Consider the following 25,308-nt stretch of genomic DNA (forward strand, 5'->3'; position numbering starts at 1 on the left):
CTCTGCGTAAATCATGCGCAGTGGCAAACAAAAAGGCGCCCCATTCCGTGAATGGTTGGCGCCTTTGCCAGAATCAGGAAATTTCTGCTATCTGGCCGACATTTTTGCACGGGACGTGCCAAGCTATAACATATTTATTTTTCAGGCATTTACACCGACAACGATGCATAACTTATGACCAACACAGCGCAACTGCCCACAAATTACGCATTTTCCTTATTGCACTGACAACCCGCCGACTGGCTGCCAAATAATTTAGGCACGAAATGTGCTGGAATTAATGCTATTATTACCCTGTCTCGCGCTGACCATTTCCAACACGACGAGTGCCGTTCATGGATAAACCCGCCACGGATAACGGTGACCACCGGCCGGACCAGCTTGTCGAACTCCTCGACAAGATACCCGCCGCCGCAATCGGTATTGCCGGTAATCGGCTCGTCCTCAACCGGCGAGCCGAACAGTTGACCGGGTATACCGATGGCGAGCTCTCCTCCATTGACGACCTGCTCGCGACACTCTTCGGCGACGCCGCCGGAGCAATCCGCCAGGTCTGCGAAAATTCCCGCTACGCCACGTCTCCCGTCGCCGGAGAATTTCCGATGACCACCAAGGCCGGCCAGCTCCGCTTCGTTGAATTATCGGCCGCCGGCACCGATCCGGTAATCTGCATCCTTCACGACGTCAGCCAACGGCGACAGGCCGAGGAACAGCTCAGGCAAAAGGTTGAACAATACCGGTGCCTCACCGACACCACGACGGATTGCTTCTGGGTGGTTGATCACCAGGGGAAGATCATCGAGGCCAACGACGAATGCGTCCGGATGTTGGGTTACCCGCGGGAGCAGCTGCTGACCATGTCCATCCAGGAGCTGGAGGCTATCGAAGACAAGCGGGTCGTTGACGACCATATCGCCCGGATCATTGCCAACGGCTACGACCGGTTCGAAACCCGACACCGCTGCAATGACGGGCGGAGCATCGCCGTCGAGGTCAGCACCTCCTTCATGCCGACGGCAGGGAGATTCCTCGCCTTCGTCCGCGATATCTCCGAACGGCGGCGCGACGACGAGACGCTACGGGAGAGCGAAGAGCGCTACCGCCGCTTCTCCGCCCTGACCACCGATTACGTCTATGCGTGCAACCGCCGGGGGACCGCACCGTTCCGGGTCCAGTGGATGGGGGGCGCAGTCGAGAAGATCACTGGCTATACCGAGGAGGAAATCTTTGCCAAAGGGTGCTGGCTGACGATCGTCCACCCGGCCGACCGGGAGCGGGTCGGCACCCAGCTCCTCCGTCTCGTCCCCGGCGATACCAATACCGAAGAATTCAGGATCTTCGCCAAAGACGGGACAATCCGCTGGATTCGCGAAGTCTGCCGCTGCGAAGCGGGCGCGCTCCCCGATGAACTACGCCTGTTCGGCACCGCCCAGAATATCACCGCCCGGAAGGAAGCGGAGGATTCCCTTCGGGAAATCGAGACGATCTTCAACCTGTTCATGGAACACAGTCCCATCTATGTCTTTTTCAAGGATCAAGATATCCGGACCGTCAGGCTGAGCAGGAACTTCGAACGGATGCTCGGCCGGCCGCTGCAGGAGCTGATCGGCACGACCATGGCCGAGCTGTTCCCGCCAGAGCTGGCCGCCAGCATGGAGGCTGACGACCAACGGATCCTCCGCGAAGAAAAGGTCTTCGAGATCGAGGAAGAGTATGGCGGCCACACCTACTACACCCTGAAGTTCCCGATCATCCAGGAGCACCGGCCGCCGATGCTGGCCGGCTTCACCATGGACATCACCGAGCGGAAGAAGACGGAAGAGACGCTGCGCCGGCTCAACGAAGAGCTCGATCAGCGGGTCGCCGAGCGGACAGCCCAGCTGGAAGAGGCGATCAGGGAAGCTGAGTCCTTCAGTTATTCGGTCTCCCACGATCTTCGGGCGCCGTTGCGCCACATCAACAGTTACTGCTCGATTATTCTCGAAGATTACCGGCAGGACCTCCCGCCCGAGGTCTGCGACTACCTCGGCCGGGTCCGCAAGGCAAGCAGCCGGCTGGGAGAACTGACCGACGACCTGCTGGAACTGTCGCGAGTCAGCCGGGCAGAGATACAGGTCGACGAGGTTAACCTGAGCACCCTGGCGACGACAATCGTCAGCCTGTTGCACGAAGCGGAGCCGAACCGGCAGGTGGAGTTTGTCATCGAGCAGGGGCTGGTCGCCCGGGGAGACCGGCTGTTACTCCGGCTGGTGATGGAGAACCTGCTGGGAAATGCCTGGGAATATACCGCCAGGACCGCGGCAGCGCGGATCGAGCTGGCGACGACGGCTATCGGCAGTGAGAAGGTTTTCCTGGTCAGGGACAACGGCGCCGGTTTCGACATGGCTTACCAGGACAAGCTCTTCCGGCCTTTCCAGCGGCTCCACGGCGATGAATTCCCCGGCACCGGCATCGGGCTGGCCACGGTCAAGCGGATCATCAACCGCCATGGCGGCCGGGTCTGGGCGGAAGCGACGACCGGTCGGGGAGCGACCTTTTATTTCACCCTGCCAGGGATCTGAACCAGGGTAGCTGCCTTCCCGGCCCCCAGCCCCGATTACCCGAAACGGAGCGCCGCCCACCAGGCACCGACCACCACCGCGGCACTCGCCAGCGCCAAAAGCGCGTTCAACAGGCGACTTGGCCGGCCGAACCGGTCAAGCAGATACTCCGTTCCCAGCCCCAGCGCCAGGCCGACGGCAAATCCGAACAGATGGGCAGCCAGATCGGTATTCTTCCCTTCCGTCCCCAAGAGCGCCAACAGCGCCAGGGCGGCGGCAACCGGCAGCAGCCAGCGCCGGCGCACCTGCTGCCGATAACGGACCACGGTCAGGGCGGCAAGGATACCGACCGCGCCGAATACCGCCGTCGAGGCGCCGAGCGAGCGGTGCGCCGGCGACTGGACCCAGGCATTGAGCAGATTGCCGATCGCTCCGGCACCGAGCAAAAGGCTCCAGGCAAGCCCCGAGCCGAGTTCGCCACAGAGCAGCACAATGAAGACCCCGCCGATTGCCAGATTGCTGCAGAGATGCAACAGGTCCGCGTGCAGGGTGAGGGCCGTGACCAGCCGCCACCATTCGCCGCTCATGATCCGGCCGGCGTCGGCATTGCCGAGTTCGGTCCAGGGAACGGGATGGTGGCCGGCCAGCGAAATATCCAGCAGGGTCAGGTTGTAGAAGGTGGCAAGGAGGATCAGCACCGACAGGGTCGGCAGGGTGTTTTCCACCAACGGTCGCGACGGTGGCTCCGCCGGCGGCCAGCCGCGGTTTTCCTCCTCGAACCGCCGCAATTCTTCCCCCGCCGTGTCCCATTGGCGGGGCGCCACCATCAATCGCCAGCCGCGCTCCGCCGGTTCGAAACGGCATGGGATTCCCCGGGCGGTCAGCACCAGCCCCAGGAGTTGCACCTGTTCCAACGACAACGGCTCACTCGCCGGTACGCCCGCCAACAGCCGCCATTCCTCATCGTCCGGCACTCTGCCCCCTCTTTCGCTCGCCATCCATCCACTATAACCATTGCGCCCCGGCGGCGCCAGGGAAACGACAAAAAAAGGGCACCCCCGATTCCGGGAGGTGCCCCTCTGTGTTGCCTTACTTCATGCCGACGCACCCTCCGCGCCGGCGCGCACGGCTTAGCGCATCATCTCGAACTGCCGCTCGTCGCAAGTTTCGTCGACGACTTCGATGAACTTGTTGCAGATCGTCGCCACCATGTTCATCACCCCCTGGTAACCGATCACCGGCACCCGGTGGAGGTTGACCCGGTCGAAAATCGGGAAACCGAAGCGGAACAGCGGGATGTTGGCGTCGCGGGCCAGAAACTTGCCGTGGGTATCGCCGATCACCGCATCGACCGGATCGGTCATCACCAGGCTGCGCAAGTGCCAGAGGTCTTTGTTGATGTAGATTTTCCCGTCCTTGCCATAGGGCGAGGTGTCGAGCAGCGCCTGCAGTTCCTTCTCCAGTTTCTTGGTCCCCTTGCTGCAGAGGATGTGGTACGGCTTGGCGCCCATTTCGAGCAGGAAGGAGACATACCCGAGGAGATAGTCGGGGTCGCCGTACACCGCGAATTTCTTGCCGTGGATGTACTGGTGGGCATCGGTCATCAGGTCGACGGCCCGGCCGCGCTCGGCCTTCAGCGATTCGGGAACCGGCTTGCCGAACAGCTCGGAGATCTTCATCAGGAACGCATCGGTCTTGGCAATGCCGAACGGCAGCGGCATCGTTACATGCTTGCCGGAATAATTATCCTTGACCCAGTTGAAGGTCTTGGCGGCCGAGTAGGTACCGAGGTTGAGGGTAACCTTGCCGTTGATCGAATCGGCGGCCTCATCAAGCTTGGTACCGCCCGGGTAAGGACGATAGGTGCCGTCGAGCGGCGAATCGAAGACGTCGGAGATGTCGCCCAGAATGGTGTAGGGGATGCCGAACGCTTCGAAGATCCGCTTGTACTCGCGGAAGTTACCGGTATTGGCGTCAAAGCCCGGAACCAGGTTCAGCTTGCCGGTGCAGCGCCCTTCCACCTGTTTGCCCGACGTCAGGGTCTGCAGGATGGAGAGCAGCATGGCGTCGTAGCCGTGGATATGGGAGCCGTTGAAACTCGGTGTATTGGCATAGGGGACCGGGAAATCCTGCGGGATGCACCCCTTCTGCCGGGCATTCTTGATGAAGGCGGTCAAGTCGTCGCCGATGATCTCCGGCATGCAGGACGTGAAGATCGCCATCATCTTCGGCTTGTAGAGGGCGTAAGCATTTTCCAGCCCCTCGTGGAGGTTGTTCTGGCCACCGAACACCGCACCGTCCTCGGTCATGGCGTCCGAGACGGCCGGCGCCGGCTCACGGAAGTGGCGGTTCAGGGTGGAGCGGTAGTAGGAGGCGCACCCCTGCGAACCGTGGACGAAGGGCAGGGTCCCTTCGAAGGCATGGGCCACCAGTTCGGCACCCAGCGGTTGGCAGGCGTGGGCCGGATTGATGACCAGCGACTGGCGGGCAAAGTTCTTTTCCTTGTATTCCTCGGTATTGATCCATTCGGCGACTCTTTTCACTTCCTCTTCAGGAATCTCGGTCACCGGCTTGACTGCTAGTCCAAGATTGTTAGCCATTGTATATCTCCTCTCCGGGGACTCATCCGTCCCACGGCAGACGTTGTTGGTTAAGCCTCCCTTCGAACAGGGAGAAAATCAGAAAGGAGCCTTCACCAAAGACCACGTGGGGCTATTAATCGCCATATCCACATCCCGGGCAAAGATCGGGAACCCTTTGTAGCCATGGTACGGCCCGGAATAATCCCAGCTGTGCATCTGGCGGAACGGAATCCCCATCTTCTGGAAGACGTACTTTTCCTTGATCCCGCTGCCGACCAGGTCAGGCTTCAGGACATGGGCGAACTGTTCCATCTCGAACTCGGAGGCGTCGTCGTAAACCACGGTGGCGTCAGGCATCTCCGACGCGGTCCGGTCATAGTCGTCACCGTGGGCAAACTCGTAGCCGGAACCGACGCAGATCATCCCGAGATCCTCGTAGGCATTGATAGTATGGCGGGGCCGGAGGCCGCCGACGTAAAGCATTACCTTCTTCCCTTCGAGGCGCGGCTTGTACTCGTCGATGATTGCCTGGCAGACCGGATCGTACTTGGCGATCACCGCCTCCACCTTCTCCTTGATGGTGTCGTCGAACAGTTCGGCGAGCTTCCGCAGGCTCTCCTTGATTTTGGTCGGGCCGAAGAAATTCAGTTCGATCCAGGGAATGCCGTACTTCTCTTCCATAACTTTGCACATGTAGTTCATCGAACGGTAACAGTGGATGACGTTCAGTTTCACCTGATGAGTGGCAGCGATCTTCTCCATTTCGCCGTCGCCGGTCCAGACCGCTTTGACGTTGAAGCCGCACTCTTCGAGGAGCGGCTTGGTCGACCAGGCATCGCCGCCGATGTTGTACTCGCCGATCAGGGCGATGTCGTACGGTCCGATCGGTTCGGGGAACTCCCGCGTTTCGATAATGTAGTCACGAATGGTGTCGTTGGAGATATGATGCCCCAGCGACTGGGAAACGCCGCGGAACCCCTCGCAGTTACAGGGGATGATCGGGATGTCCAGCTCCTTGGCGGACTGTTTGGCGACGGCGTTGATATCGTCGCCGATCAGGCCGACCGGGCACTCGGAGAGGACCGAGATCCCCTTGGCGAGCGGGAAGAGCTCTTTCGCTTCTTTCAAGAGGCCGGTCAGCTTCTTGTCGCCACCATAGACGATATCCTTCTCCTGGAAGTCGGAGGTGAACTGCATGGCGAAGTTGGTAACCCCGTTGATGCCACTCACCAGATTACGCCGGGTACCCCAGGAGTACCAGCCGCAACCGACCGGGCCGTGGGAGACGTGAACCATGTCGCGGATCGGCCCCCAGACCACCCCCTTGGCGCCGGCATAGGCGCAGCCGCGGGCGCTCATCACGCCGGGAACGGTCTTGCGGTTTGATTTGACACAGGCCGAACCGGAGGCCTGGTCGTTAGGGGCAAGGTGAGGTGCCCGTTTCTTTTTCCCCTTCTCCGGGTACACCTCAAGAACCTTGTCGATCATCTCCTGGGTCGATTCTTTAGTGATGCCGTCGACTTTCTTTATCGTATTAGACATATCTCTCTCCAGATCGAACGGCTTTGCCAAAAGTCCATCCGCTGCGTTCCGCTCCGGACCGGAACGTTCAACGTAGCGCTGCTACGCCTCGCATCCCGGTCCTCGTGCGCCTTACGGCTGGAGCTTTTTGCCGTACCGTATATGTTTTGAATTAAAAAGCCTTGTGGCGAACGATGCCGCAGTCAGGTCGGTGTCGGGCGAGAATCCCGGCGGAGCAACGCGAATCCGCAGGCCGGCGCCGAGATGGCCCACAATTCACCCAGCGAATCGGACAGCACAGGCTGCCCGCCGGGCGAGGACCAAAGCGTTCGGCATCTACTTCGCAGCCGCCTCCGCTACCCCGACCACGCTCTCGTCGTCCGCTTCCATGATCCCGAACTCCATCAGCAGCTCTTCCAGCTCATCCATGGAGAGCGGAGTCGGCACCACCAGCATCTTGTTCTCGGAGATCTTCCGGGCCAGCTCGCGATATTCGTTGGCCTGTTTGTGATCAGGAGAGTACTCGATGACCGTCATCCGCCGCAGCTCGGCCCGCTGAACCTGATTGTCGCGGGGAACGAAGTGGATCATCTGGGTGCCGAGTTTGGCCGCCAGCGCCTCGATCAGCTCATCCTCACGGTCGGTATTACGGGAGTTGCAGATCAGCCCGCCGAGCCGCACCTTGCCCGAGGAAGCATATTTGAGAATACCTTTGGCGATGTTGTTGGCAGCGTACATGGCCATCATCTCGCCGGAGCAGACGATATAAATCTCTTCCGCCTTGTTCTCCCGGATCGGCATGGCGAACCCGCCGCAGACGACGTCGCCAAGAACGTCGTAGAAGACGAAATCGAGATCAGGGGTATAGGCACCGTTCTCTTCGAGGAAGTTGATGGCGGTGATGACGCCGCGGCCGGCGCAGCCAACCCCCGGCTCCGGGCCACCGGATTCGACACACTTGACGTCACCAAAACCAACCTTCATGACATCACTCAGTTCCAGGTCCTCAACCGTGCCGAGTTCACGAACCATATCCATAACCGTCGCCTGCGCTTTGGCGTGGAGGATCAGCCGGGTGGAGTCGGCCTTCGGGTCGCAGCCGACGATCATCACTTTTTTGCCGATGGATGCCAGACCTGCCACCGTGTTCTGGGTTGTTGTCGATTTGCCGATGCCGCCTTTGCCGTAAATTGCGATCTGTCTCATGATACGTCTCCTTTCGTCCACCAATCCGTGGACTGCAAGTGAATGTTCGGGGCAAACAAAAAGGCGCCCCATGCTTTTAATGGTGGCGCCTTTGCCTATTTGTGATCGACGAATACTTCAGCGTATTCTTTATTCGGTTTGTTTTGTTTTTCCTTATAGCATCGATTGTGCCAATCAAAAAATCTCGTTATTTCAACGTATTTTCAACCAGCACCCAATCTCTTCAGCCTCATTCTCTTGCATCTGCCAACTTTTTAAGCAAAATTCGTAACCACCTTGCTTTGTCTCTGCCCTATCAACCAACAACCCAAAATCTGCCTAAAAAATAACAAGGGTTCCCTATGCCTCGGTCAGCAAGATCGCCTCGGCGATCTGGCGCATGCTTTTCCGTTTGTCCATTGCCAGCTTCTGCATCTTGCGGAACGCCTCGGGTTCTGACAGACCCTGGTTTTTCATGAGCACACCTTTCGCCTTCTCGATAATCTTCCGGCTTTCAAGCGTTTCTTTCAGATCGTCGATCTGCTCTTTCAGGATCTCAACCTCTTCGGCATGGGCGCAAGCCAACTCGATAGCCGGCCACAAGTCATGCTCGCGGAACGGTTTGGCCAGAAAGCCGCTGATCCCGCTCTCCTTGGCCCGCTGTACCGTGTCGGGATCGCAGCACGCCGTCAGCAGGATGATCGGAATCTTCAGCTTGCTCCTGATCTCCCGGGCAGCGGTCATCCCATCTTTCTTCGGCATCGAAACATCGAGGATTGCAATATCCGGGAGCCTGTCCAACGCCAGCTGGACCGCCTGTTCGCCATCACTGCATTCCACAATTTCAGCAAAACCGAGTTCGAGGAGCTTATTTTTTAAGCTCATCCGGATAATCGGCTCATCATCGCACACCAGAGCAATTCTCAATGAAATCACCACCTTGAATCGAATTTTAATCCGCACCGCAACAACTTACCATTGGATAGAGCATAAAGCGTTCCAAGAGTTCGGAATTCCACCGGACGGTGCTCTTTGTCCTTGACCGGCAGGACAGGAAATGTATAGTTGACCTTGCAGCCGGTCCGGGCTTCCCCGCCCACCACTGGCTGCCGGCATTGCCACTCATCACATCTGCCGGAGGGACGTTGATGAAAAAACCGTTGATCCTGGTCCCCGTGCTGCTGTTGGTAGCAACAGCCGGCTATTTCCTGACCCGGCACAACACTCCGGCCGCCGGCACGATCAAAGTCTCGGGCAATATCGAAGTGACCGAGGTGCAGGTGAGCTTCAAGATCCCCGGCCGGATACGGGAACGACTCGTGGATGAAGGGGAAGATGTCAAGGCCGGACAGACGGTGGCACTGCTCGACGACGAAGATTATCGGCTGGAGGTAGCGCAGCGGCAGCAGGAAGTGGCTGCCTTCGCCGCCCAGCTGCGGGAGCTGGCCACCGGTTACCGCAAAGAGGATATTGCCCGGGCCGATGCCGCCGTCAGAGGAGCGCAGGCGGAAGCGGAGCGCCGGCAACTCGATTTCACTCGCCAGCAAGAACTCTATCGCCGCGAAGTCATTCCCAAGCGCGATTTCGACACCGCCAAGGCCAGCTATGAAACGACCCAGGCTACCCTGCGCGAGGCGCTCGCCCAGCAACAGCTGCTGCACCGCGGCCCCCGCCAGGAGCAGATCGATGCCGCCAGAGCCCGGATGAAGCAGGCGGAAGAAGCGCTAGCCCTGGCCCGCACCAGGCTCGGCTATACGACGCTCACCGCGCCGCTCGCCGGCCTGGTCCTGGCAAAACACGCCGAAGCAGGCGAGCAGGTAGTGGCGGGCACGCCGGTCATTACTGTCGGCGACGTCCGTAACACCTGGATCAGGGCCTACATCAACGAAACCGATTTGGGGCGGGTCAAGGTAGGCCAGCATGCCCGGATCAGAACTGATACCTACCCGAACAAGGTCTATGACGGGACCGTTTCCTTCATCGCCCAGGACGCCGAATTCACCCCCAAGAACGTGCAAACCGAAAAGGAACGGGTCAAGCTCGTCTACCGGATCAAGATCACCGTACCTAACCCCAACCGGGAACTGAAGCCGGGAATGCCGGCCGATGCGGAAATCATCATCGGCGAGTCGAACTAGTCGGCCAAGCGGGGAAACTCCGCCCGCCGCCGGCAACATGCTGCCATGGACGCCATTCGCACCGACAACCTGACCAAACGGTTTGGCCAGCTTACCGCCGTCACCGGGCTCAACCTCACCATTGCCCAGGGTGAGTTGTTCGGGCTGGTCGGTTCTGACGGTGCCGGCAAGACCACCACCATGCGAATGCTCACCGGCATCATGGACCCAAGTGCCGGTGACGCCTGGGTGCTCGGCCGCCACACCGCCCGGGAGGCCGAAGCTCTCAAGGAAGAAATCGGTTACATGAGTCAACGGTTCGGGCTCTATCCCGACCTGACCGTCATGGAAAACATCAACTTTTACGCCGACATTTACGGCATCCCGCAAAAGAACCGCGGCGAAAGGATCGACCGGCTTCTCGCCTTCAGCAACCTGACCCCGTTCAAAAAGCGTCAGGCCGGCAACCTCTCCGGCGGCATGAAACAGAAGCTTGGCCTCGCCTGCGCCCTGATTCACACCCCGCGAATCCTTTTCCTCGACGAACCGACCAATGGCGTCGACCCGGTTTCCCGCCGCGATTTCTGGCGAATTCTCTACCAGCTGCTGCACGAGGGGGTGACAATCTTCGTTGCCACCGCCTATCTCGACGAAGCCGATCGCTGCAATCGGGTCGGGCTGATCCACAAGGGACAGCTGCTGGCCTGCGACGCCCCCGACCGGCTCCGCTCGCTGATGCACGGCAGTATCCTAGAGGTCCAGACGTCCGCCACCCGTCCGACAGCTATCCTGATACGACGCTCGCTGCCGGCCGTCTCGGTCAGCCTGTTCGGTGACCGCCTCCACGTCGTCACCGACGGTAGCAGAGAAATCGCGGCCACCATTGAGGCGCTGATGGCAAAGGAAGGATTGCCACTCGCCGGGATCAGGGCGATCGAACCGAGCCTGGAAGATGTCTTCGTTTCGGTACTGGGTGCTACGGAGCAGGATTCATGACCGGCGGCGCGAACAGCGACAATGCGGTCACCCTCCGCAATCTGGAAAAGCGGTTTGGCGACTTTATCGCCGTCAACCGGATCACCCTGGAAGTAAGGACGGGGGAAATCTTCGGGTTTCTCGGCCCCAACGGCGCTGGCAAATCGACGACCATCCGGATGCTCTGCGGCATTCTCCGCCCATCCGCCGGCAACGGCACTGTCGCAGGGTTCGACATCCTCCGCGAGGCCGAAGAGATCAAGAAAAATATCGGCTACATGAGCCAGAAGTTCTCGCTCTACGAAGATCTGACCGTTGAAGAGAATATCGATTTTTATGCCGGGATTTACAAGATTCCCGGCGAGCGGCGGCGCAGACGCAAAGAATGGGTAATCGAAATGGCCGGACTCACCGACCACCGGCGGGCCAGAACCGCCACCCTCTCCGGCGGCTGGAAGCAGCGGCTGGCCCTGGGCTGCGCCATCCTCCACGAACCGCCGATCATTTTCCTCGACGAACCGACGTCAGGAGTCGACCCGATCAGCCGGCGCAACTTTTGGGATTTGATCTACCAATTGGCCGGTCAGGGAGTCACGATCTTCGTCACCACCCACTACATGGACGAAGCCGAATACTGTGACCGGCTCGCCCTGATCTACCGGGGCGAGCTGATCGCACTCGGGACCCCGGGCGAACTCAAGACGGAGCAGATGCGGGAAGAAATCGTCGAGATCGCCTGTGCCCGGCCCCAGGAACTGATTGCGCCGATCGAAAAGGTCAGCGGTGTCCGACACGCCGCTCTCTACGGGAGGGGGCTGCACGTAGTGACCGAAAATGCTGCAGCAACCATCCCCGCCATCGAGGCGCTATTGAGCGAACGGAACGTTGGAGTGGAGCGCATCGACAAAACGGCGCCATCCCTGGAAGATGTCTTTGTGTCGCTGATCGAAGCCCGCGACCGTCAGGAAGCGCCGCAGCAGGAGTTTGCGAAATAGCCATGAAAATGCAACGTATCCGCGCGGTGGCCCGCAAAGAATTCACCCACGTTTTCCGTGACTTGCGCAGCCTCATCCTGGGAATAGCCTTGCCGATGCTGCTCCTTTTCCTCTTCGGCTACGCGCTCACGCTCGACGTCGACAATGTCCCGCTCATCGTCTGGGACCAGAGCAACACCGTTACCAGCCGCGACCTGACCAGCCAGTTCAGCGGCTCACGCTATTTCTCCCTGCAGGGCCATGCCATCAATTACCAGGAGATCGAACGAGCCATCGACCGGCGCGATGCGCTGATGGCACTCATCATCCCCCGGAATTTCGCGGAGGTCCTACAGGCGCGACAGCCGGCGGCAATCCAGGTAATCGTCGACGGCAGTGATTCGAATACCGCGACCATCGCCCTCGGCTATGCCGAATTCATCGTCAGCGGCTATTCGCAGGGAATCACCCTTCGCCAGCTCGTCCGGACGACTGGAGCCGTCCCGCAGCCGCCGCTGGCCATCGAGCCGCGTGTCTGGTTCAACGCCGACATGGTTTCCCGAAATGCCATCGTCCCGGGGCTGATCGCGGTAATCATGATGGTCATCGCCGCACTTCTGACCTCCCTGACCATCGCCCGCGAGTGGGAAACCGGCACCATGGAGCAGCTGATCTCCACACCCCTGACCGGAGCGGAGCTGATTATCGGCAAACTGGTTCCCTATTTCTGCATCGGCATCTTCGACCTGATCATGTCGCTGCTCGCCGGCCGATTCATCTTTCAGGTGCCGATGCGCGGCGAGCGGCTGCTCCTACTGGGGATGTCGATCCTTTTCCTGGTCGTTGCCCTGACACTCGGCATGCTGATCAGCATCGTCGGCCGGAGCCAGTTTGCCGCCAGCCAATTTGCGATGGTCGCCACGCTCCTCCCGGCGTTCCTCCTTTCGGGCTTCGTTTTCCCGATCGCCAACATGCCGCTCTTTCTCCGAATCATGACCCATGTCATCCCGGCCCGTTATTTTGTAACAATCCTGCGCGGAATCTATCTCAAGGGGGTGGGGATGACCGTCCTCGCCGGTGATGCCTTATTGCTCGTGGCGTTCGGCATTGCGGTCTTCTCGGCCGCGATCAGGAAATTTCGCAAAAAAATCTCTTAGGAATCGGCATGTTCGACCGTCTAAAAACCATGTTGATCAAGGAAACGATCCAGATCCTCCGCGACCCGAAAATGCGCTTCGTGATTTTCGCCGTTCCGGTGGTTCAGATCATTCTGTTCGGTTATGCGGTCAATACCGACGTCAGGCACATTGCCACCGCTGTTTACGATCAGGACAACAGCGCCACCAGCCGCGACCTGGTGGCCAGATTGGAGCATTCGGGGTACTTCGATATTGTCCAGAGGATCGGAAATGAGCGGGGAATCCGCGACCTACTGGACCGGGGAACGATCCGGGCGGTTGTCCGGATCAACCATGGTTTCGAAGAGCTGATCGGCGCTGGCCGCACCGCACCGTTGCAGGTAATCGTCGATGGCACGGATCCGAATACTGCCCGAATTGTCCTCAGCTATTCGGTCAAGATTGCCGAGCAATTCAGCAACAGTATCCTGGCTGAACAGCTTGTCCGACGCAATGGCACCTACTTGCCGGCCGGATCGGTCGAACTGGCAAGCCGGGCATGGTTCAACGACAACCTGGAGAGTCGGAATTATTATGTCCCAGGGGTCATGGCCATGATGGTGTTGATCACGACAATGATGCTTTCCAGCATGGCCGTCGTCCGCGAAAAGGAGATCGGAACGATGGAACAGATCATCGTCACCCCGATCAAACGGTGGGAATTTATTGTCGGCAAGACCGTTCCCTTCGCCGCTGTCGGCTTCCTTAACGTTACCATCGTCACGCTTTTCGCAGTATTCTGGTTCGATATCCCGGTCAGGGGGAGCATCTGGCTTATCTTTGGCGGCACCGCGTTGTACCTGATGAGCACCCTCGGCTTCGGCCTGTTCATCTCCACCGTCAGTAACACCCAGCAACAGGCGATGATGAGCTCGTTCATGTTCACCTTCCCGGCAATGCTCTTGTCGGGGTTTGCCTTCCCGATAGAAAACATGCCGCCCAGCATCCAATATGCCACGTTTGTCAATCCGCTGCGGTACTATCTGGTCATTGTCAGGGGAGTATTTCTCAAAGGGGTGGGATTCGGCACTTTGTGGCCCCAGTTGGGAGCGTTGGCCCTACTGGGAAGCACCGTGCTGGTTGTGGCAGTCCGGCGATTCAGGAAGACCGTTACCTAGCCGGCCGGATCGATTGTCGCTGAATCTGCAAAAAACCAGGCGGCCTTACGAAAACGCCGCCTGGCAATAATGATATCTGGGGGTCACGACTTTTTCTTTGTCTTGCGGCCTTTCTTCCCAAGCTCCGCCATCAGTTCTTCAACCTCTTCCGCACCTTCCGCATAATATTTTGCCTCATCGGGCGCCAAGCTGTGCAACAGCCGCAGGAATTCGCCGGCATGAACACGCTCCTCATCGGCAATATCTTTCAACACGGCTTGAGCGAGCGGCTCGTCGGTCGATTCGGCCAGCTGCATGTAGAGCTGAATCGCTTCATACTCTGCAGCAACCATAAAACGAATGGCGCGGATAAGCTCTTCATGAGTGAGTTTCCGGCCGCTGACCAGGCCGGCAAAGGGAGTTCCAAAATCTGGCATAGATTACCTCCTCCGTACATTTTGTGAAACGCGTGACCAACATGTTGTACGCCATACGGGTGAATAGCATCTGCACCAAGGGCCCCCCGGCGGAGAATTCATGCAAGCCCCCCCACTTTACCGGCTGTCACCGACAAATTCATGCTTCATAGCGCCATGCCCACGGCGGGAGGATGTTTGGGCAAGCTTTACCGCTGCCCGAACCATTTCATCAACCGCTTTTGGCGGCTCATTGTAAGTGATCGCCCCGATGCCGAAGTTTGCCTGCGGCTGCAGCGTCCTGATCAGTTCGGCAATCTCCTCCTGGAGTTTTTGCACAACCGACTTGGCGGCGTCTTTGTCTGCTTCGGGCAAAAGAACCACGATCGAAGCACGGCCAAATCGGGCGGCGATATCGGTTTCACGGAGATTCTCCCGGACAATTGAGGCTACCGAGGTTATCAACGTTTCCCCAGCTGCCTCTTGCACGGCAACATGTTCGCCAGTCGCCGCCGGGGAAAAATCAATGCAGGACAGCGTAAAGGGATGCAAATACCTTTTTGCCCGTTTAATTTCCGAGCCGGCAACCTCGGTGAAATAATCATAACTCATCATGCCAGTCAACGGATCCTGACGAGTCAGCATCTTCATATGACGACGACAATTTCTTACTTCGGCAACCAACCAACTGAAGACAAGGAGCATTCCAAGCTCAACGGTAACGTCCCACAACAGGCGGGCAACACTTTCACCGCCAAGCAGCAGGGGGCCATTTGCAACCAGCCAGGCACAAACGCTGGCAAGGGCAATAATAATTCCCGCCCTTCTCGTCCCGAACCAGACCACAATAAATACCGGGATCAGATACAGAGGCTCAAAGCGCATCTCCTCTGTCAAATGGTCAAGCAAGCCCAGAAGAATCAACAAAACATATCCCAGAATGACCAAGACAAACCGGGACTGTTTGTCGATATATTCGGTAAATTCACCCATATCATCACCGAGCGGAGGTAACGGAGGCAACAGCAACATCGACCGCGGGTTGTGATAGGAATTCGCTTGCATCACAGCACGAACCATCAACCCGCCCGATTGCTTATCCTATATTGATAAAACTGATATCAGACCCCACGCGAATTTTCAATCGGCGATCGTAATTAATGTCACTTCATGATTCCAGACAGTTGCCACTATCCAGCAAGGTTGTCAACAGGGTTTTTTGTTAATGGACGTCATTGAGGGAGGAGTGGAGCGAAACTGCGCAGAGCAGAGCAGACCGCGCTCTGGTGTGATAGCAGACACGGGGCAAGTGCCCAGGGCACAATAGGTCACCAATGATTATAGTGAACTTTTGTGCCGTTATAGCGACGTGACGAATACCCTTCATCATCGAGTGGATACCCAATAGGAATCAACGAAACTGGAATTATTGTCCTTGGCAGGCCCAGCAGACTCTGCATCCCATCAATACGCTCATCTACGGGATAGATGCTGAGCCGCAACGCACCCAAGCCATGGGCTTGGACAGCAATCAACAAGTGCTCGCTAATGGCCAGACACTCCCGGAACCATGCATCCTTACTCAATTCATCAGCATGTTCACCGCAAATCAGAATTGCAATCGGGGCATCGAGAACCATCTGCGCCGAAGAGTGGAAGGTAGGAATATCATCGAGAATACTCCGATCATCAATCACAACGAACTGGAACGCAACCGCATTCGCTCGATGGCTGCTGATCATCGCCGAACGAATGATCTCACGGACGACATTGGCAGGAATCACTCGCGAACTGAATCGCAACGTGCTTTTCAACGCATGCATCGTATCCATAGCCCCTCCAGCAATGCTTGCGCGTTCAGAACCACATTCACACATCCAGGATGATAGTGACTAATCGATTTGCCGCAGACCCCTAACGCATTATTAGTTTTTGTTAAGTATACCACAAAAGGTTATGGATGACGCAACGATCATGGCCAAGGCATAAAAAAAGAGCAAGGGGAATTACCCTTGCTCTTGTCAACTAAAGTAGCTGGACGGTGCTAATCAGCCTTCGCTTCGCACTCCTCAGCGGTATCAGCAACTGCAGTCACCACCTCAGATGTTTCGGTTGCCTCTTCAATTGCCGGTGCAGGCTTAGCAACAGCAGGGGCTGCTTTGGCGGCCGGTTTTTGTTTCTTGACCTTTTTTTCAACCTGCTCTTCAACAAGCTCAATAACCGACAACGGAGCGTTGTCGCCAGGCCGAATCCCAAGCTTCACTATTCTGGTATAGCCGCCAAATCGTTCCTGATACCGCGGAGCAATAGTCGTAAACAGCTTGGTCACAACCTTCTTATCACGGATAAAAGATGCTGCCTGACGCATTGCATGGAGATCTCCACGCTTGCCCAAGGTGATCATCTTTTCTACAACTGAACGCAGTTCCTTGGCTTTTGCATCGGTCGTCGTAATCCGCTCATGTTCAAAAAACGAAGTTACCATATTTCTGAACATCGCAACCCGATGGCTTGTAGTTCTGCCAAGTCTTCTGCCAGCCTTATTATGACGCATAACGTATAGTCCTTTCTACGAAACCGTACCGATTATTCTTCGTCTTTCCGCTCACCACGAATCCTGCGCATCACCTCAGGATCAGGGAACCCCTCCAGCTTCATGCCAAGGGTCAACCCCATTTCGGCCAAAATATCTTTGATTTCGTTCAACGACTTACGGCCAAAATTTTGTGTTTTGAGCATTTCAGCTTCAGAACGGGAAACCAATTCACCGATCAGCTTGATCCCGGCATTTTTCAAACAATTTGCCGAGCGAACCGACAATTCCAGCTCATCAACCGAACGGTACAGGTTCTCATTTACCTTTTCCCGTTCTTCTTCGCTTTCGGACTCAGCAACCGGCTCGGCATTTTCATCAAAATTAATAAAAATCGCCAACTGTTCCTTCAAAATCTTGGCCGCATAAGCAACAGCATCATCAGGAACAATGCTGCCGTTAGTCCAGACTTCGAGATTAAGCTTATCATAGTCGGTCATCTGACCAACCCGGGCATTGGTGACGGTAAAATTAACCTTCTTGATCGGCGAAAAGATAGCATCAATCGGCATGGTGCCAACAGGGGCCTTTTCGTCGCGGTTACGGTCTGCGGGGACATAGCCTTTCCCCATTTTCACAACCATCTCCATTTCCAGATTGGCTTCCTTGGAGCAGGTCGCAATATGATGCTCAGGGTTCAGCACTTCCACGTTAGCGTCGGAAACAATATCTCCAGCCTTCACCACGCCCTCACCCTTTTTGATGATCCGAATGGTCCGTGGTTCAAACCCATGCATCTTCAGACTTACGCCCTTAAGGTTGAGAATGACGTTTGTGACATCCTCAGTCACGCCCGGGATTGCAGAAAATTCGTGCAACACACCTTTGATTCGCACAGAGGTGATTGCCGCACCTTGCAGCGATGAAAGCAGCACTCTCCGAAGCGAATTGCCGAGCGTAGTTCCAAAACCACGCTCAAAAGGCTCGGCAAAAAACTTCCCATATGTATTAGTTAATGTCTCGCTCTCAACCTGAAGTTTTTTAGGACTTATCAGGTCGCGCCAGTTTCTGTACATGCATTTCCTCCCTACAGCGGGTCGTTCGTGCGTTACTTGGAATAAAGCTCGACGATAAGTTGCTCTTGTATCGGCATCGTAATATCTTCCCTCACAGGAACACTCTTAACCATGCCTTTAAACGCATCCTTTTCGAGTTCAAGCCACTGCGGGATCCCACGTCGCACAACCGCCTCGAGAGATTCATTAATACAAGCGACACTGCGGCTTTTTTCCTTAAGCTGAATGACATCGCCAGGTTTCAACTGGATGGAGGGAATGTTGGCTTTCCGGCCATTGACAGTGAAATGATTATGTCTAACGAGAATCCGCGCCTCAGTCCGCGAGGAAGCAAACCCGAGCCGGTAGACAACGTTATCCAGCCGTCGCTCGAGAAGCGACAGCAGGTTCTCGCCCGTTACACCCTTCAAGCGATCAGCTTCCTCAAAATACCCTCGGAACTGTTTCTCAAGTATCCCGTATATGCGCCGGACTTTCTGCTTTTCACGCAGCTGCACCCCATAGTTCGAAACTTTCGGGCGGCCTTGTCCATGCTGTCCAGGAGGGTAATTCCTGCGCTTTATTGCACACTTGTCAGTAAAGCACCGCTCCCCTTTGAGATAGAGTTCCATATTTTCCCTTCTGCAGAGTCTGCAGGAAGGACCTGTATATCTAGCCAACGCGAACCTCCTTAGAAATCGTTAAAAGCTTATTATACCCGTCTACGCTTGGGCGGACGGCAGCCGTTGTGCGGAATCGGCGTTACATCACGAATGAAGTTGACATGAAATCCTGCTGCCTGCAAGGCACGCAAGGCCGACTCACGACCAGCGCCAGGCCCCTTCACGTACACTTCAATGCTTCTCATGCCGTGTTCTTGAGCTTTCTTCGCACAATCCTCAGCTGCAATCTGCGCGGCAAACGGGGTGCTTTTGCGTGACCCCTTGAACCCTTTGCAGCCGGCAGTAGACCATGCAACCACATTTCCAACAGGATCAGTAATCGTGATGATCGTATTATTAAAGGTAGCTTGAATATGGGCTACGCCGTTCGGTATATTTTTCTTTTCTTTTTTCTTCTTGACAACACGTTTAGCTGGGCTTGCCATTGTCCCTCCGGCTCCTATTTATTTCTTTTTGCCCGCCACTGTTCTGGCAGGACCTTTTCGTGTCCGGGCATTGGTCTTGGTTCTTTGTCCACGAACCGGCAGCCCTTTTCTGTGACGAAGCCCGCGATAGCAACCAAGGTCCATAAGCCGCTTGATACTCATTGAGATATCCCGACGCAGGTCGCCCTCTACCTTGAGGCTCTTGTCAATATATTCTCTGATCTTAGCTACTTCGCTCTCGGTAAGGTTATCCGTACGGGTATCCGGGCCAACGCCTGTCTCGGCCAAGATCTTCTGTGAGGTTGTGCGACCTATACCGTAAATATAAGTCAACGCTATCTCAATTCGCTTATTCCTTGGTAGGTCAATGCCTGCAATGCGTGCCAATGGCCAATCCTCCTCTTGATTCTCTTATCCTTGTCTCTGGGAATGCTTAGGGACTTCACAAATTACACGTACAATCCCTTTGCGTTTAATAACTTTACATTTGTCACATATCTTTTTCACTGACGCCCTAACTTTCATATCTCCATCCTTTCAATAACCGGACTGCCATTAATCTATAACTTTGTCAGAATTTCCGGCCCATTATCAGTAATCGCCACAGTATGCTCGAAATGCGCCGACAAGCCATCGTCACACGTGACAGCTGTCCAGCCATCATCGAGAATTTTCACCCTGTGCCCCTTCTCGTTTACCATTGGCTCAATCGCCAAAACCATCCCGGCCTTTAATTTAACACCTCGACCCGGTTCGCCAAAATTAGGCACCTGAGGGCTCTCATGCAAGTTTTTCCCGATGCCATGGCCAACAAATTCGCGAACCACGGAAAAACCATGCTTTTCCACATGAGATTGCACAGCATGAGATATATCTGACAATCTGTTACCAACTACGGCAGCTTCAATCCCTTTTTGCAGCGACTCTTCAGTTACCTTAACCAACCGCGTCGCAACGTCACTTACAGGGAGCACAGGAACGGTTATTGCGGAATCACCATAAAAGTTCCCATACACAACGCCGAAATCGAGACTTAGAATATCACCCTCAACCAGCTCTCGGCTTGTTGGCATACCGTGTACCACCTGCTGATTCAACGAACAACAAAGTGAGTACGGATATCCACTGTACCCCTTAAATGCAGGGAGCGACTTCCGTTTTATGGCTTCATTTTCAGCTAGGGCATCAAGCATCCGAGTTGTAACACCCGGCTTTATGGCACTGCGCACAATCTCTAGAATTTCCGCCACAATCCTGCCGGCGGAGCGCATCAACTCAATCTCACGGAAAGACTTGAGTATTATCACCCTCAATCTCGCCCGACAATCTTTTGAATCTCACCATAGACGTCCTGTATTGCTCCCAATGCATCGACAGACCGAAGAAGCCCCCCGGTTGAGTAATACGCCTTAAGAGGTGCGGTCTGCGCCTCATAAACCTCAAGACGCTTCCGCATCGTCGACTCTTGGTCATCTTCACGCTGATACAACTCACCACCACACTCGTCACATTTACCAGCTTCAAGCGGCGGATCAAAGCACACATGATAACCCCGGCCGCATTTGCGGCACATGCGTCGCCCGACAATTCGTTCAAGCAACACTGAGGTATCCACATCAAACAGAATCACATGTTCTATTTCTTTTCCCGATTTGCGCAACATCACCGACAAGGCATCAGCCTGGGCAACAGTACGGGGAAACCCATCAAGAATGAAACCATTTACACAATCAGCAGCAGCAAGGCGCTCTTCAACTATCCCCACGACCACTTCGTCAGGAACAAGCGCTCCGCTATCCATATGCCGCTTAGCTTCCAGCCCCATTGGCGTCTGCTGCTGTACGGCAGACCGAAGCATCTCTCCAGTGGATATCTGCGGCACCCCATACTGCTTAGTCAAAAGGGCTGCCTGAGTACCCTTCCCAGCCCCTGGCGGACCTAAAAAAACCAGATTCATCATATTATCCCAATAACAATTATCGGCGTCCACGCACGCGCACACCCTTCATAAAACCATCATAGCTGCGGGTTATCAAATGCGACTCCACCTGCGCAGCAGTATCCATCCCGACGCCAACTGCAATCAACAAAGCTGTTCCGCCGAAGTAAAACGGCAAATTGAACTTGCCAATCAAAACTGAGGGAAGAACACAAACGACCGAAATATATATCGCCCCGGCAAATGTAAGCTTCGTCAGCACCTTATCCAGGTACTCCGAAGTCTCTTTACCAGGCCTAATTCCAGGGATATATCCACCATGCTTCTTCACGTTTTCGGCGACATCGACTGGATTAAAAGAAACAGCCGTATAGAAGTAGCAAAAAAAGATTATAAAGGCAACATAAAAAAAGTTGTAAATCCAGTTGCCGGGGGTCAGACTTTTCGCTGCCCGCTGAACCCAAGGAACATTTATAAAATTGGCAACGGTTGCCGGGAACATGATGATTGAAGATGCAAAAATTGGTGGAATAACCCCCGCCATATTTACTTTCAACGGTAAGTGCGACGTCTGTCCACCATAGGTTTTTAGCCCTACGACGCGCTTGGCATAATGGATCGGCAATCGACGCTGGCCACGCTCAACATATACAATTGCAGCAACAACAATAAACATTAACACAAGAATAAACAGGATAATAAAAAGCGACATCTGGCCTGTTTTCAGCAAACGTACCGTATTGATTAGCGCGGTGGGAATTCGTGCCACAATACCGGCAAAAATGATCAGCGAGATTCCATTGCCGACACCCTTCTCGGACATTTGCTCACCCAACCACATGATAAAGGCCGTCCCCGCGGTCAAGGTGATTACCGTCATCAACCTGAACCCCCAGCCAGGATTGGGAACTACTAACTCACCTGCAGGGCCGCGCATACTTTCCAAGCCGATGCTGATACCCAACGCCTGAACCACGCTAAGCACAATAGTCCCATAGCGTGTATATTGGATAATTTTCTTCCGACCTGATTCTCCTTCTTTAGACAACTTCTCAATTGAAGGTACTACCACGGTCAAAAGCTGGAATATAATCGACGATGAGATATAGGGCATGATCCCAAGCGCAAAGACAGTCAACTTCTCTAACGCACCACCCGAAAACATGTCGAAAAGCCCGAGGAGAGTACCACGGGCTTGGGCAAAGAAATGTGCAAGTGCCTTGCTGTCAATGCCTGGAGTCGGTATATGGCATCCAATACGATACACCGCCAACATCATTAAAGAGTAAGTAACCCGCTTCTTCAACTCAGGGATTCTGAAGATATTCTGAAACGTCTCGATCAAAGCTCGAGCTCCTCGACCGAACCACCAGCCGCTTCGATTTTTTCTTTTGCCTTCACACTAAACTTGTGCGCAATAACCTTTAAGGGCTTTGTCAGCTCACCGTCCGCAAGAACCTTGACGCCGTCCTTGACTGACCCTATCAAGCCAGCAGACTGAAGCGCGGCAACGTCAACCATACTTCCGGCTTCAAAAGCATCCAGCAGGCCGACATTAACAACGGCATACTCGCGCCGAGTCAGTGGTGTAAAGCCACGTTTCGGCAACCGGCGCTGCATCGGCATCTGGCCACCTTCAAAACCAGCCTTTACGCTGCCACCGCTGCGCGCTTTCTGACCTTTATGACCTTTAGTCGCAGTCTTACCATGCCCAGAACCGGGGCCACGGCCGATCCGCTTCCTATTTTTAACTGCGCCAATTGCAGGTTTAAGTTCATTCAATTCCATCATTCACCTCAAAGAAAATTACTCGTTTACCTTAACCATGTGCGACACTTTGCTGATCATACCCCTTATTTCAGGGGTGTCCTGCAATGTCACAGTTTTATTCCGTTTATCAAGACCCATCCCCAGCAACACGGCACGTTGCTTGGCAGGAAGCCCAATATGACTTTTCACCAGTGTTATGCTCAGTTCATTCGACATGAATCCCTCCACCTATTCAGTAACACCACGTCTTGCCATAACCTCTTCCGGACTGCGCAGCTGAGCCAAACCAGCAAATGCAGCCTTCACCACGTTATGAGGATTGTTCGACCCCAGACATTTCGACAAAACATTATGCAACCCAGCAGACTCAAACACGGCGCGTGCTGCACCACCGGCAATGACTCCCGTACCAGCAGAAGCAGGTTTAACAAGTACTTTCCCTGCGCCAAATTGACCCAAAACTTCATAAGGAATCGTCTGGCCACTGACAATCGGCACCTTAATAAGATTTTTCTTGGCTTGCTCAACACCTTTCCTGATTGCCTCAGGAACTTCATTGGCCTTACCAAGTCCATATCCGACAAAACCATTCCCATCGCCAACAACAACTAGAGCAGAGAAGCTAAACCGACGGCCGCCTTTTACAACTTTCGCAACACGACTAATATGGACTACCCGATCCGTAAGGTTGAGTTCGTTAGGATTGATCTTCTGCAAGTTCATGCCTCCTTATGACCGCGCTAAAAAGCGAGGCCGTTTTCACGCGCAGCATCTGCAAGCGCCTTAACCCTGCCATGATAGAGGAAGCCATTGCGATCAAAAACAACTGAAGTAATGTTGTTCTCCAGCGCTTTTTTTGCGACCAACGCCCCTACCTGCTTTGCAGCCTGGACATTACCAGTATACTCAAGGGCACTCGCCACATCTCCCTGGCTGGTCGAGACAGCAACTAACGTGGTTCCAGTCGAATCATCAATGATCTGGGCATAAATATGCCGAGCGCTTTTAAATACATTCAACCGGGGACGCTCAGCAGTCCCGCGAATCTTCTTCCTCACCCGAGTTTTACGCTTGAGGTGGGCAACTTTTTTTTGAGCGAGAGAACTCAATTTGCTTCTCCTTAACAGCTATTTTTTACCGGTCTTTCCGGCTTTGCGCAGAATCTTTTCATCCGAATATTTAATACCCTTACCTTTATAGGGTTCAGGGCTCCGGAATGAGCGAATCTTAGCTGCAGTCTGGCCAACAAGCTCCTTGTCAATCCCTTTAACGAGAATCTTGGTCATTTTGTCAACTTCGACTTCAATCCCTGTAGGCAAAGCGAAATTTACCGGATGCGAATACCCTAGACTAAGGTTCAAAACATCCCCTTTTGCTTCAGCACGGTAACCGACGCCACTGATCTCCAGCGATTTTTCAAATCCTTTAGTAACGCCAAGCATCATGTTATTAATAAGCGTTCTTGTCAAACCGTGAGCAGAGCGTGCCTTAAGACCGTTATCCAAGCGCTCAACGACAATCGCGTTATCACTAATTTCAAGCGCGACCCCATCCATCACTTTACGAGAAAGCGCACCCTTGGGGCCATTCACCTTCAAAATAGAATCGCTGAATGCAACCTTGACTCCGCTTGGTATTTCAATAGGACGTTTGCCGATCCTGGACATGACTCATATACTCCTTGCTTCGTGATAATTACCAAACCGTGCAGATGACTTCGCCACCAATGCCGGCCTCTCGAGCAGCCTTATCAGTGATAAGGCCCTTGGACGTTGAGATAACCGCTATACCTAAACCGTTCTTCACTGTCGGAATTTCGTCGCTGCCAACATACACCCGGCTGCCCGGCTTGCTCGTACGCTTAATTTCATTAATGATAGACTCTTTATCATCAATATATTTAAGATAGACACGAAGCACGCCTTGTTTACTATCGGCTATCACTTTGTAATTCTTAATAAACCCTTCAGCCTTAAGCACACTCGCTATGTTGACCTTCACATTGGACGAAGGGATATCAACCTTCTGAAGCTTAGCCATATTGGCATTGCGAATTCTTGTAAGCATGTCGGCAATTGGATCTGTCATCGACATTGAACGTACTCCTCTTTCTAATATCTGCTAGTTATATTACCAGCTTGATTTTATTACGCCTGGGATTTGGCCAGTTGAGGCAAGTTTCCTCAGACAGATTCTGCACATATCAAACTTACGGTAATATGCACGGGGTCTCCCACAAAGAGGGCAACGGTTGTACTCGCGTACCTTAAACTTGTTTCCTCTTTGTGCTTTTATGATCATCGATGTCTTGGCCACTG

30 protein-coding genes are annotated in these 25,308 nt (G+C 54.8%); 6 read left to right on the forward strand and 24 right to left on the reverse strand.

The window, feature by feature from the left end; all coding sequences use genetic code 11:
• Positions 1–335 precede the first annotated feature (335 nt).
• A complete protein-coding gene (locus QMN23_RS16010; RefSeq protein ID WP_282000333.1) occupies positions 336–2,561 on the forward strand; it encodes a PAS domain-containing sensor histidine kinase in 2,226 nt (741 codons plus the stop codon).
• Between the two features lie 35 nt (positions 2,562–2,596).
• On the opposite strand, the gene QMN23_RS16015 is transcribed toward QMN23_RS16010, so the two are convergent.
• The 5 genes from QMN23_RS16015 to QMN23_RS16035 form a co-directional block, all read right to left on the reverse strand.
• Entirely contained in the window at positions 2,597–3,514 is a 918-nt protein-coding gene (locus QMN23_RS16015; RefSeq protein WP_282000334.1) for a rhomboid family intramembrane serine protease, read from the reverse strand.
• A 156-nt stretch (positions 3,515–3,670) separates the two neighbouring features.
• Entirely contained in the window at positions 3,671–5,140 is a 1,470-nt protein-coding gene (gene nifK / locus QMN23_RS16020) for a nitrogenase molybdenum-iron protein subunit beta (RefSeq protein ID WP_282000335.1), read from the reverse strand.
• Positions 5,141–5,218: 78 nt separating this feature from the next.
• On the reverse strand, positions 5,219–6,664 hold the full coding sequence (nifD, locus tag QMN23_RS16025; protein WP_282000336.1) for a nitrogenase molybdenum-iron protein alpha chain: 1,446 nt from the start codon (positions 6,662–6,664) through the stop codon (positions 5,219–5,221).
• A gap of 315 nt (positions 6,665–6,979) precedes the next feature.
• Positions 6,980–7,849, reverse strand: a complete 870-nt coding sequence (gene nifH / locus QMN23_RS16030; RefSeq protein WP_282000337.1) for a nitrogenase iron protein — start codon at positions 7,847–7,849, stop codon at positions 6,980–6,982.
• A gap of 339 nt (positions 7,850–8,188) precedes the next feature.
• A complete protein-coding gene (locus QMN23_RS16035; RefSeq protein WP_282000338.1) occupies positions 8,189–8,791 on the reverse strand; it encodes an ANTAR domain-containing response regulator in 603 nt (200 codons plus the stop codon).
• Between the two features lie 185 nt (positions 8,792–8,976).
• On the opposite strand from QMN23_RS16035, the gene QMN23_RS16040 reads away from it, so the two are divergent.
• The 5 genes from QMN23_RS16040 to QMN23_RS16060 are packed head-to-tail and all read left to right on the forward strand — an operon-like array spanning position 8,977 to position 14,190.
• Positions 8,977–9,966, forward strand: a complete 990-nt coding sequence (locus tag QMN23_RS16040; protein ID WP_282000339.1) for an efflux RND transporter periplasmic adaptor subunit — start codon at positions 8,977–8,979, stop codon at positions 9,964–9,966.
• A 45-nt stretch (positions 9,967–10,011) separates the two neighbouring features.
• Entirely contained in the window at positions 10,012–10,941 is a 930-nt protein-coding gene (locus QMN23_RS16045; protein ID WP_282000340.1) for an ABC transporter ATP-binding protein, read from the forward strand.
• Positions 10,938–11,915 (forward strand): ABC transporter ATP-binding protein, encoded by a 978-nt coding sequence (locus QMN23_RS16050; RefSeq protein ID WP_282000341.1) that lies wholly within the window; start codon positions 10,938–10,940, stop codon positions 11,913–11,915. Before QMN23_RS16045 ends, QMN23_RS16050 begins: the two co-directional genes overlap by 4 nt.
• Positions 11,916–11,917: 2 nt before the next feature.
• Complete coding sequence (locus QMN23_RS16055; protein WP_282000342.1) at positions 11,918–13,051, forward strand: ABC transporter permease; 1,134 nt, start codon at positions 11,918–11,920, stop codon at positions 13,049–13,051.
• 8 nt (positions 13,052–13,059) lie between these two features.
• Positions 13,060–14,190: an ABC transporter permease gene (locus QMN23_RS16060; protein WP_282000343.1), complete on the forward strand. Its 1,131-nt coding sequence runs from the start codon at positions 13,060–13,062 to the stop codon at positions 14,188–14,190.
• Between the two features lie 83 nt (positions 14,191–14,273).
• Here QMN23_RS16060 and QMN23_RS16065 read toward each other — a convergent pair whose 3' ends face one another.
• From QMN23_RS16065 to QMN23_RS16155, 19 genes are all read right to left on the reverse strand, one after another.
• Positions 14,274–14,606: a ferritin family protein gene (locus tag QMN23_RS16065; protein WP_282000344.1), complete on the reverse strand. Its 333-nt coding sequence runs from the start codon at positions 14,604–14,606 to the stop codon at positions 14,274–14,276.
• 117 nt (positions 14,607–14,723) lie between these two features.
• On the reverse strand, positions 14,724–15,665 hold the full coding sequence (locus QMN23_RS16070) for a GGDEF domain-containing protein (protein WP_282000345.1): 942 nt from the start codon (positions 15,663–15,665) through the stop codon (positions 14,724–14,726).
• Positions 15,666–15,913: 248 nt separating this feature from the next.
• The gene (locus QMN23_RS16075) at positions 15,914–16,417 is read right to left on the reverse strand and encodes a hypothetical protein (RefSeq protein WP_282000346.1); all 504 of its coding nucleotides are present in this window, start codon (positions 16,415–16,417) and stop codon (positions 15,914–15,916) included.
• Between the two features lie 212 nt (positions 16,418–16,629).
• Positions 16,630–17,139 (reverse strand): 50S ribosomal protein L17, encoded by a 510-nt coding sequence (gene rplQ, locus QMN23_RS16080; protein WP_282000347.1) that lies wholly within the window; start codon positions 17,137–17,139, stop codon positions 16,630–16,632.
• Between the two features lie 32 nt (positions 17,140–17,171).
• The gene (locus QMN23_RS16085) at positions 17,172–18,194 is read right to left on the reverse strand and encodes a DNA-directed RNA polymerase subunit alpha (protein WP_282000348.1); all 1,023 of its coding nucleotides are present in this window, start codon (positions 18,192–18,194) and stop codon (positions 17,172–17,174) included.
• 32 nt (positions 18,195–18,226) lie between these two features.
• Complete coding sequence (gene rpsD, locus QMN23_RS16090) at positions 18,227–18,853, reverse strand: 30S ribosomal protein S4 (protein WP_282000349.1); 627 nt, start codon at positions 18,851–18,853, stop codon at positions 18,227–18,229.
• Between the two features lie 32 nt (positions 18,854–18,885).
• Positions 18,886–19,281, reverse strand: coding sequence for a 30S ribosomal protein S11 (gene rpsK / locus QMN23_RS16095; protein ID WP_282000350.1), 396 nt, complete (start codon positions 19,279–19,281; stop codon positions 18,886–18,888).
• A gap of 18 nt (positions 19,282–19,299) precedes the next feature.
• Positions 19,300–19,668, reverse strand: coding sequence for a 30S ribosomal protein S13 (rpsM, locus tag QMN23_RS16100; RefSeq protein ID WP_282000351.1), 369 nt, complete (start codon positions 19,666–19,668; stop codon positions 19,300–19,302).
• Positions 19,669–19,692: 24 nt separating this feature from the next.
• Entirely contained in the window at positions 19,693–19,806 is a 114-nt protein-coding gene (gene rpmJ / locus QMN23_RS16105) for a 50S ribosomal protein L36 (protein WP_282000352.1), read from the reverse strand.
• Positions 19,807–19,841: 35 nt separating this feature from the next.
• On the reverse strand, positions 19,842–20,588 hold the full coding sequence (gene map / locus QMN23_RS16110; protein ID WP_282000353.1) for a type I methionyl aminopeptidase: 747 nt from the start codon (positions 20,586–20,588) through the stop codon (positions 19,842–19,844).
• A 2-nt stretch (positions 20,589–20,590) separates the two neighbouring features.
• Positions 20,591–21,238 carry an adenylate kinase gene (locus QMN23_RS16115; RefSeq protein WP_282003930.1) on the reverse strand — a complete coding sequence of 216 codons (648 nt, stop codon included), beginning with the start codon at positions 21,236–21,238 and terminating at the stop codon, positions 20,591–20,593.
• A gap of 19 nt (positions 21,239–21,257) precedes the next feature.
• Positions 21,258–22,565, reverse strand: coding sequence for a preprotein translocase subunit SecY (gene secY, locus QMN23_RS16120; protein ID WP_282000354.1), 1,308 nt, complete (start codon positions 22,563–22,565; stop codon positions 21,258–21,260).
• Positions 22,562–23,008, reverse strand: a complete 447-nt coding sequence (rplO, locus tag QMN23_RS16125) for a 50S ribosomal protein L15 (RefSeq protein ID WP_282000355.1) — start codon at positions 23,006–23,008, stop codon at positions 22,562–22,564. The genes secY and rplO overlap by 4 nt, the downstream gene beginning before the upstream one ends.
• Positions 23,009–23,026: 18 nt before the next feature.
• Positions 23,027–23,206 (reverse strand): 50S ribosomal protein L30, encoded by a 180-nt coding sequence (gene rpmD, locus QMN23_RS16130; RefSeq protein WP_282000356.1) that lies wholly within the window; start codon positions 23,204–23,206, stop codon positions 23,027–23,029.
• 12 nt (positions 23,207–23,218) lie between these two features.
• Positions 23,219–23,707, reverse strand: coding sequence for a 30S ribosomal protein S5 (gene rpsE, locus QMN23_RS16135; protein ID WP_282000357.1), 489 nt, complete (start codon positions 23,705–23,707; stop codon positions 23,219–23,221).
• A gap of 23 nt (positions 23,708–23,730) precedes the next feature.
• Positions 23,731–24,099 carry a 50S ribosomal protein L18 gene (rplR, locus tag QMN23_RS16140; protein ID WP_282000358.1) on the reverse strand — a complete coding sequence of 123 codons (369 nt, stop codon included), beginning with the start codon at positions 24,097–24,099 and terminating at the stop codon, positions 23,731–23,733.
• A gap of 18 nt (positions 24,100–24,117) precedes the next feature.
• Complete coding sequence (gene rplF, locus QMN23_RS16145; RefSeq protein WP_282000359.1) at positions 24,118–24,657, reverse strand: 50S ribosomal protein L6; 540 nt, start codon at positions 24,655–24,657, stop codon at positions 24,118–24,120.
• A gap of 28 nt (positions 24,658–24,685) precedes the next feature.
• Positions 24,686–25,084, reverse strand: a complete 399-nt coding sequence (gene rpsH, locus QMN23_RS16150; protein ID WP_282000360.1) for a 30S ribosomal protein S8 — start codon at positions 25,082–25,084, stop codon at positions 24,686–24,688.
• Positions 25,085–25,120: 36 nt separating this feature from the next.
• Entirely contained in the window at positions 25,121–25,306 is a 186-nt protein-coding gene (locus QMN23_RS16155) for a type Z 30S ribosomal protein S14 (protein WP_282000361.1), read from the reverse strand.
• Between the last annotated feature and the right edge of the window lie 2 nt (positions 25,307–25,308).

Origin of the sequence: Geotalea uraniireducens (assembly GCF_027943965.1) — a bacterium.
Taxonomy (GTDB): Bacteria; Desulfobacterota; Desulfuromonadia; order Geobacterales; family Geobacteraceae; genus Geobacter; species Geobacter uraniireducens.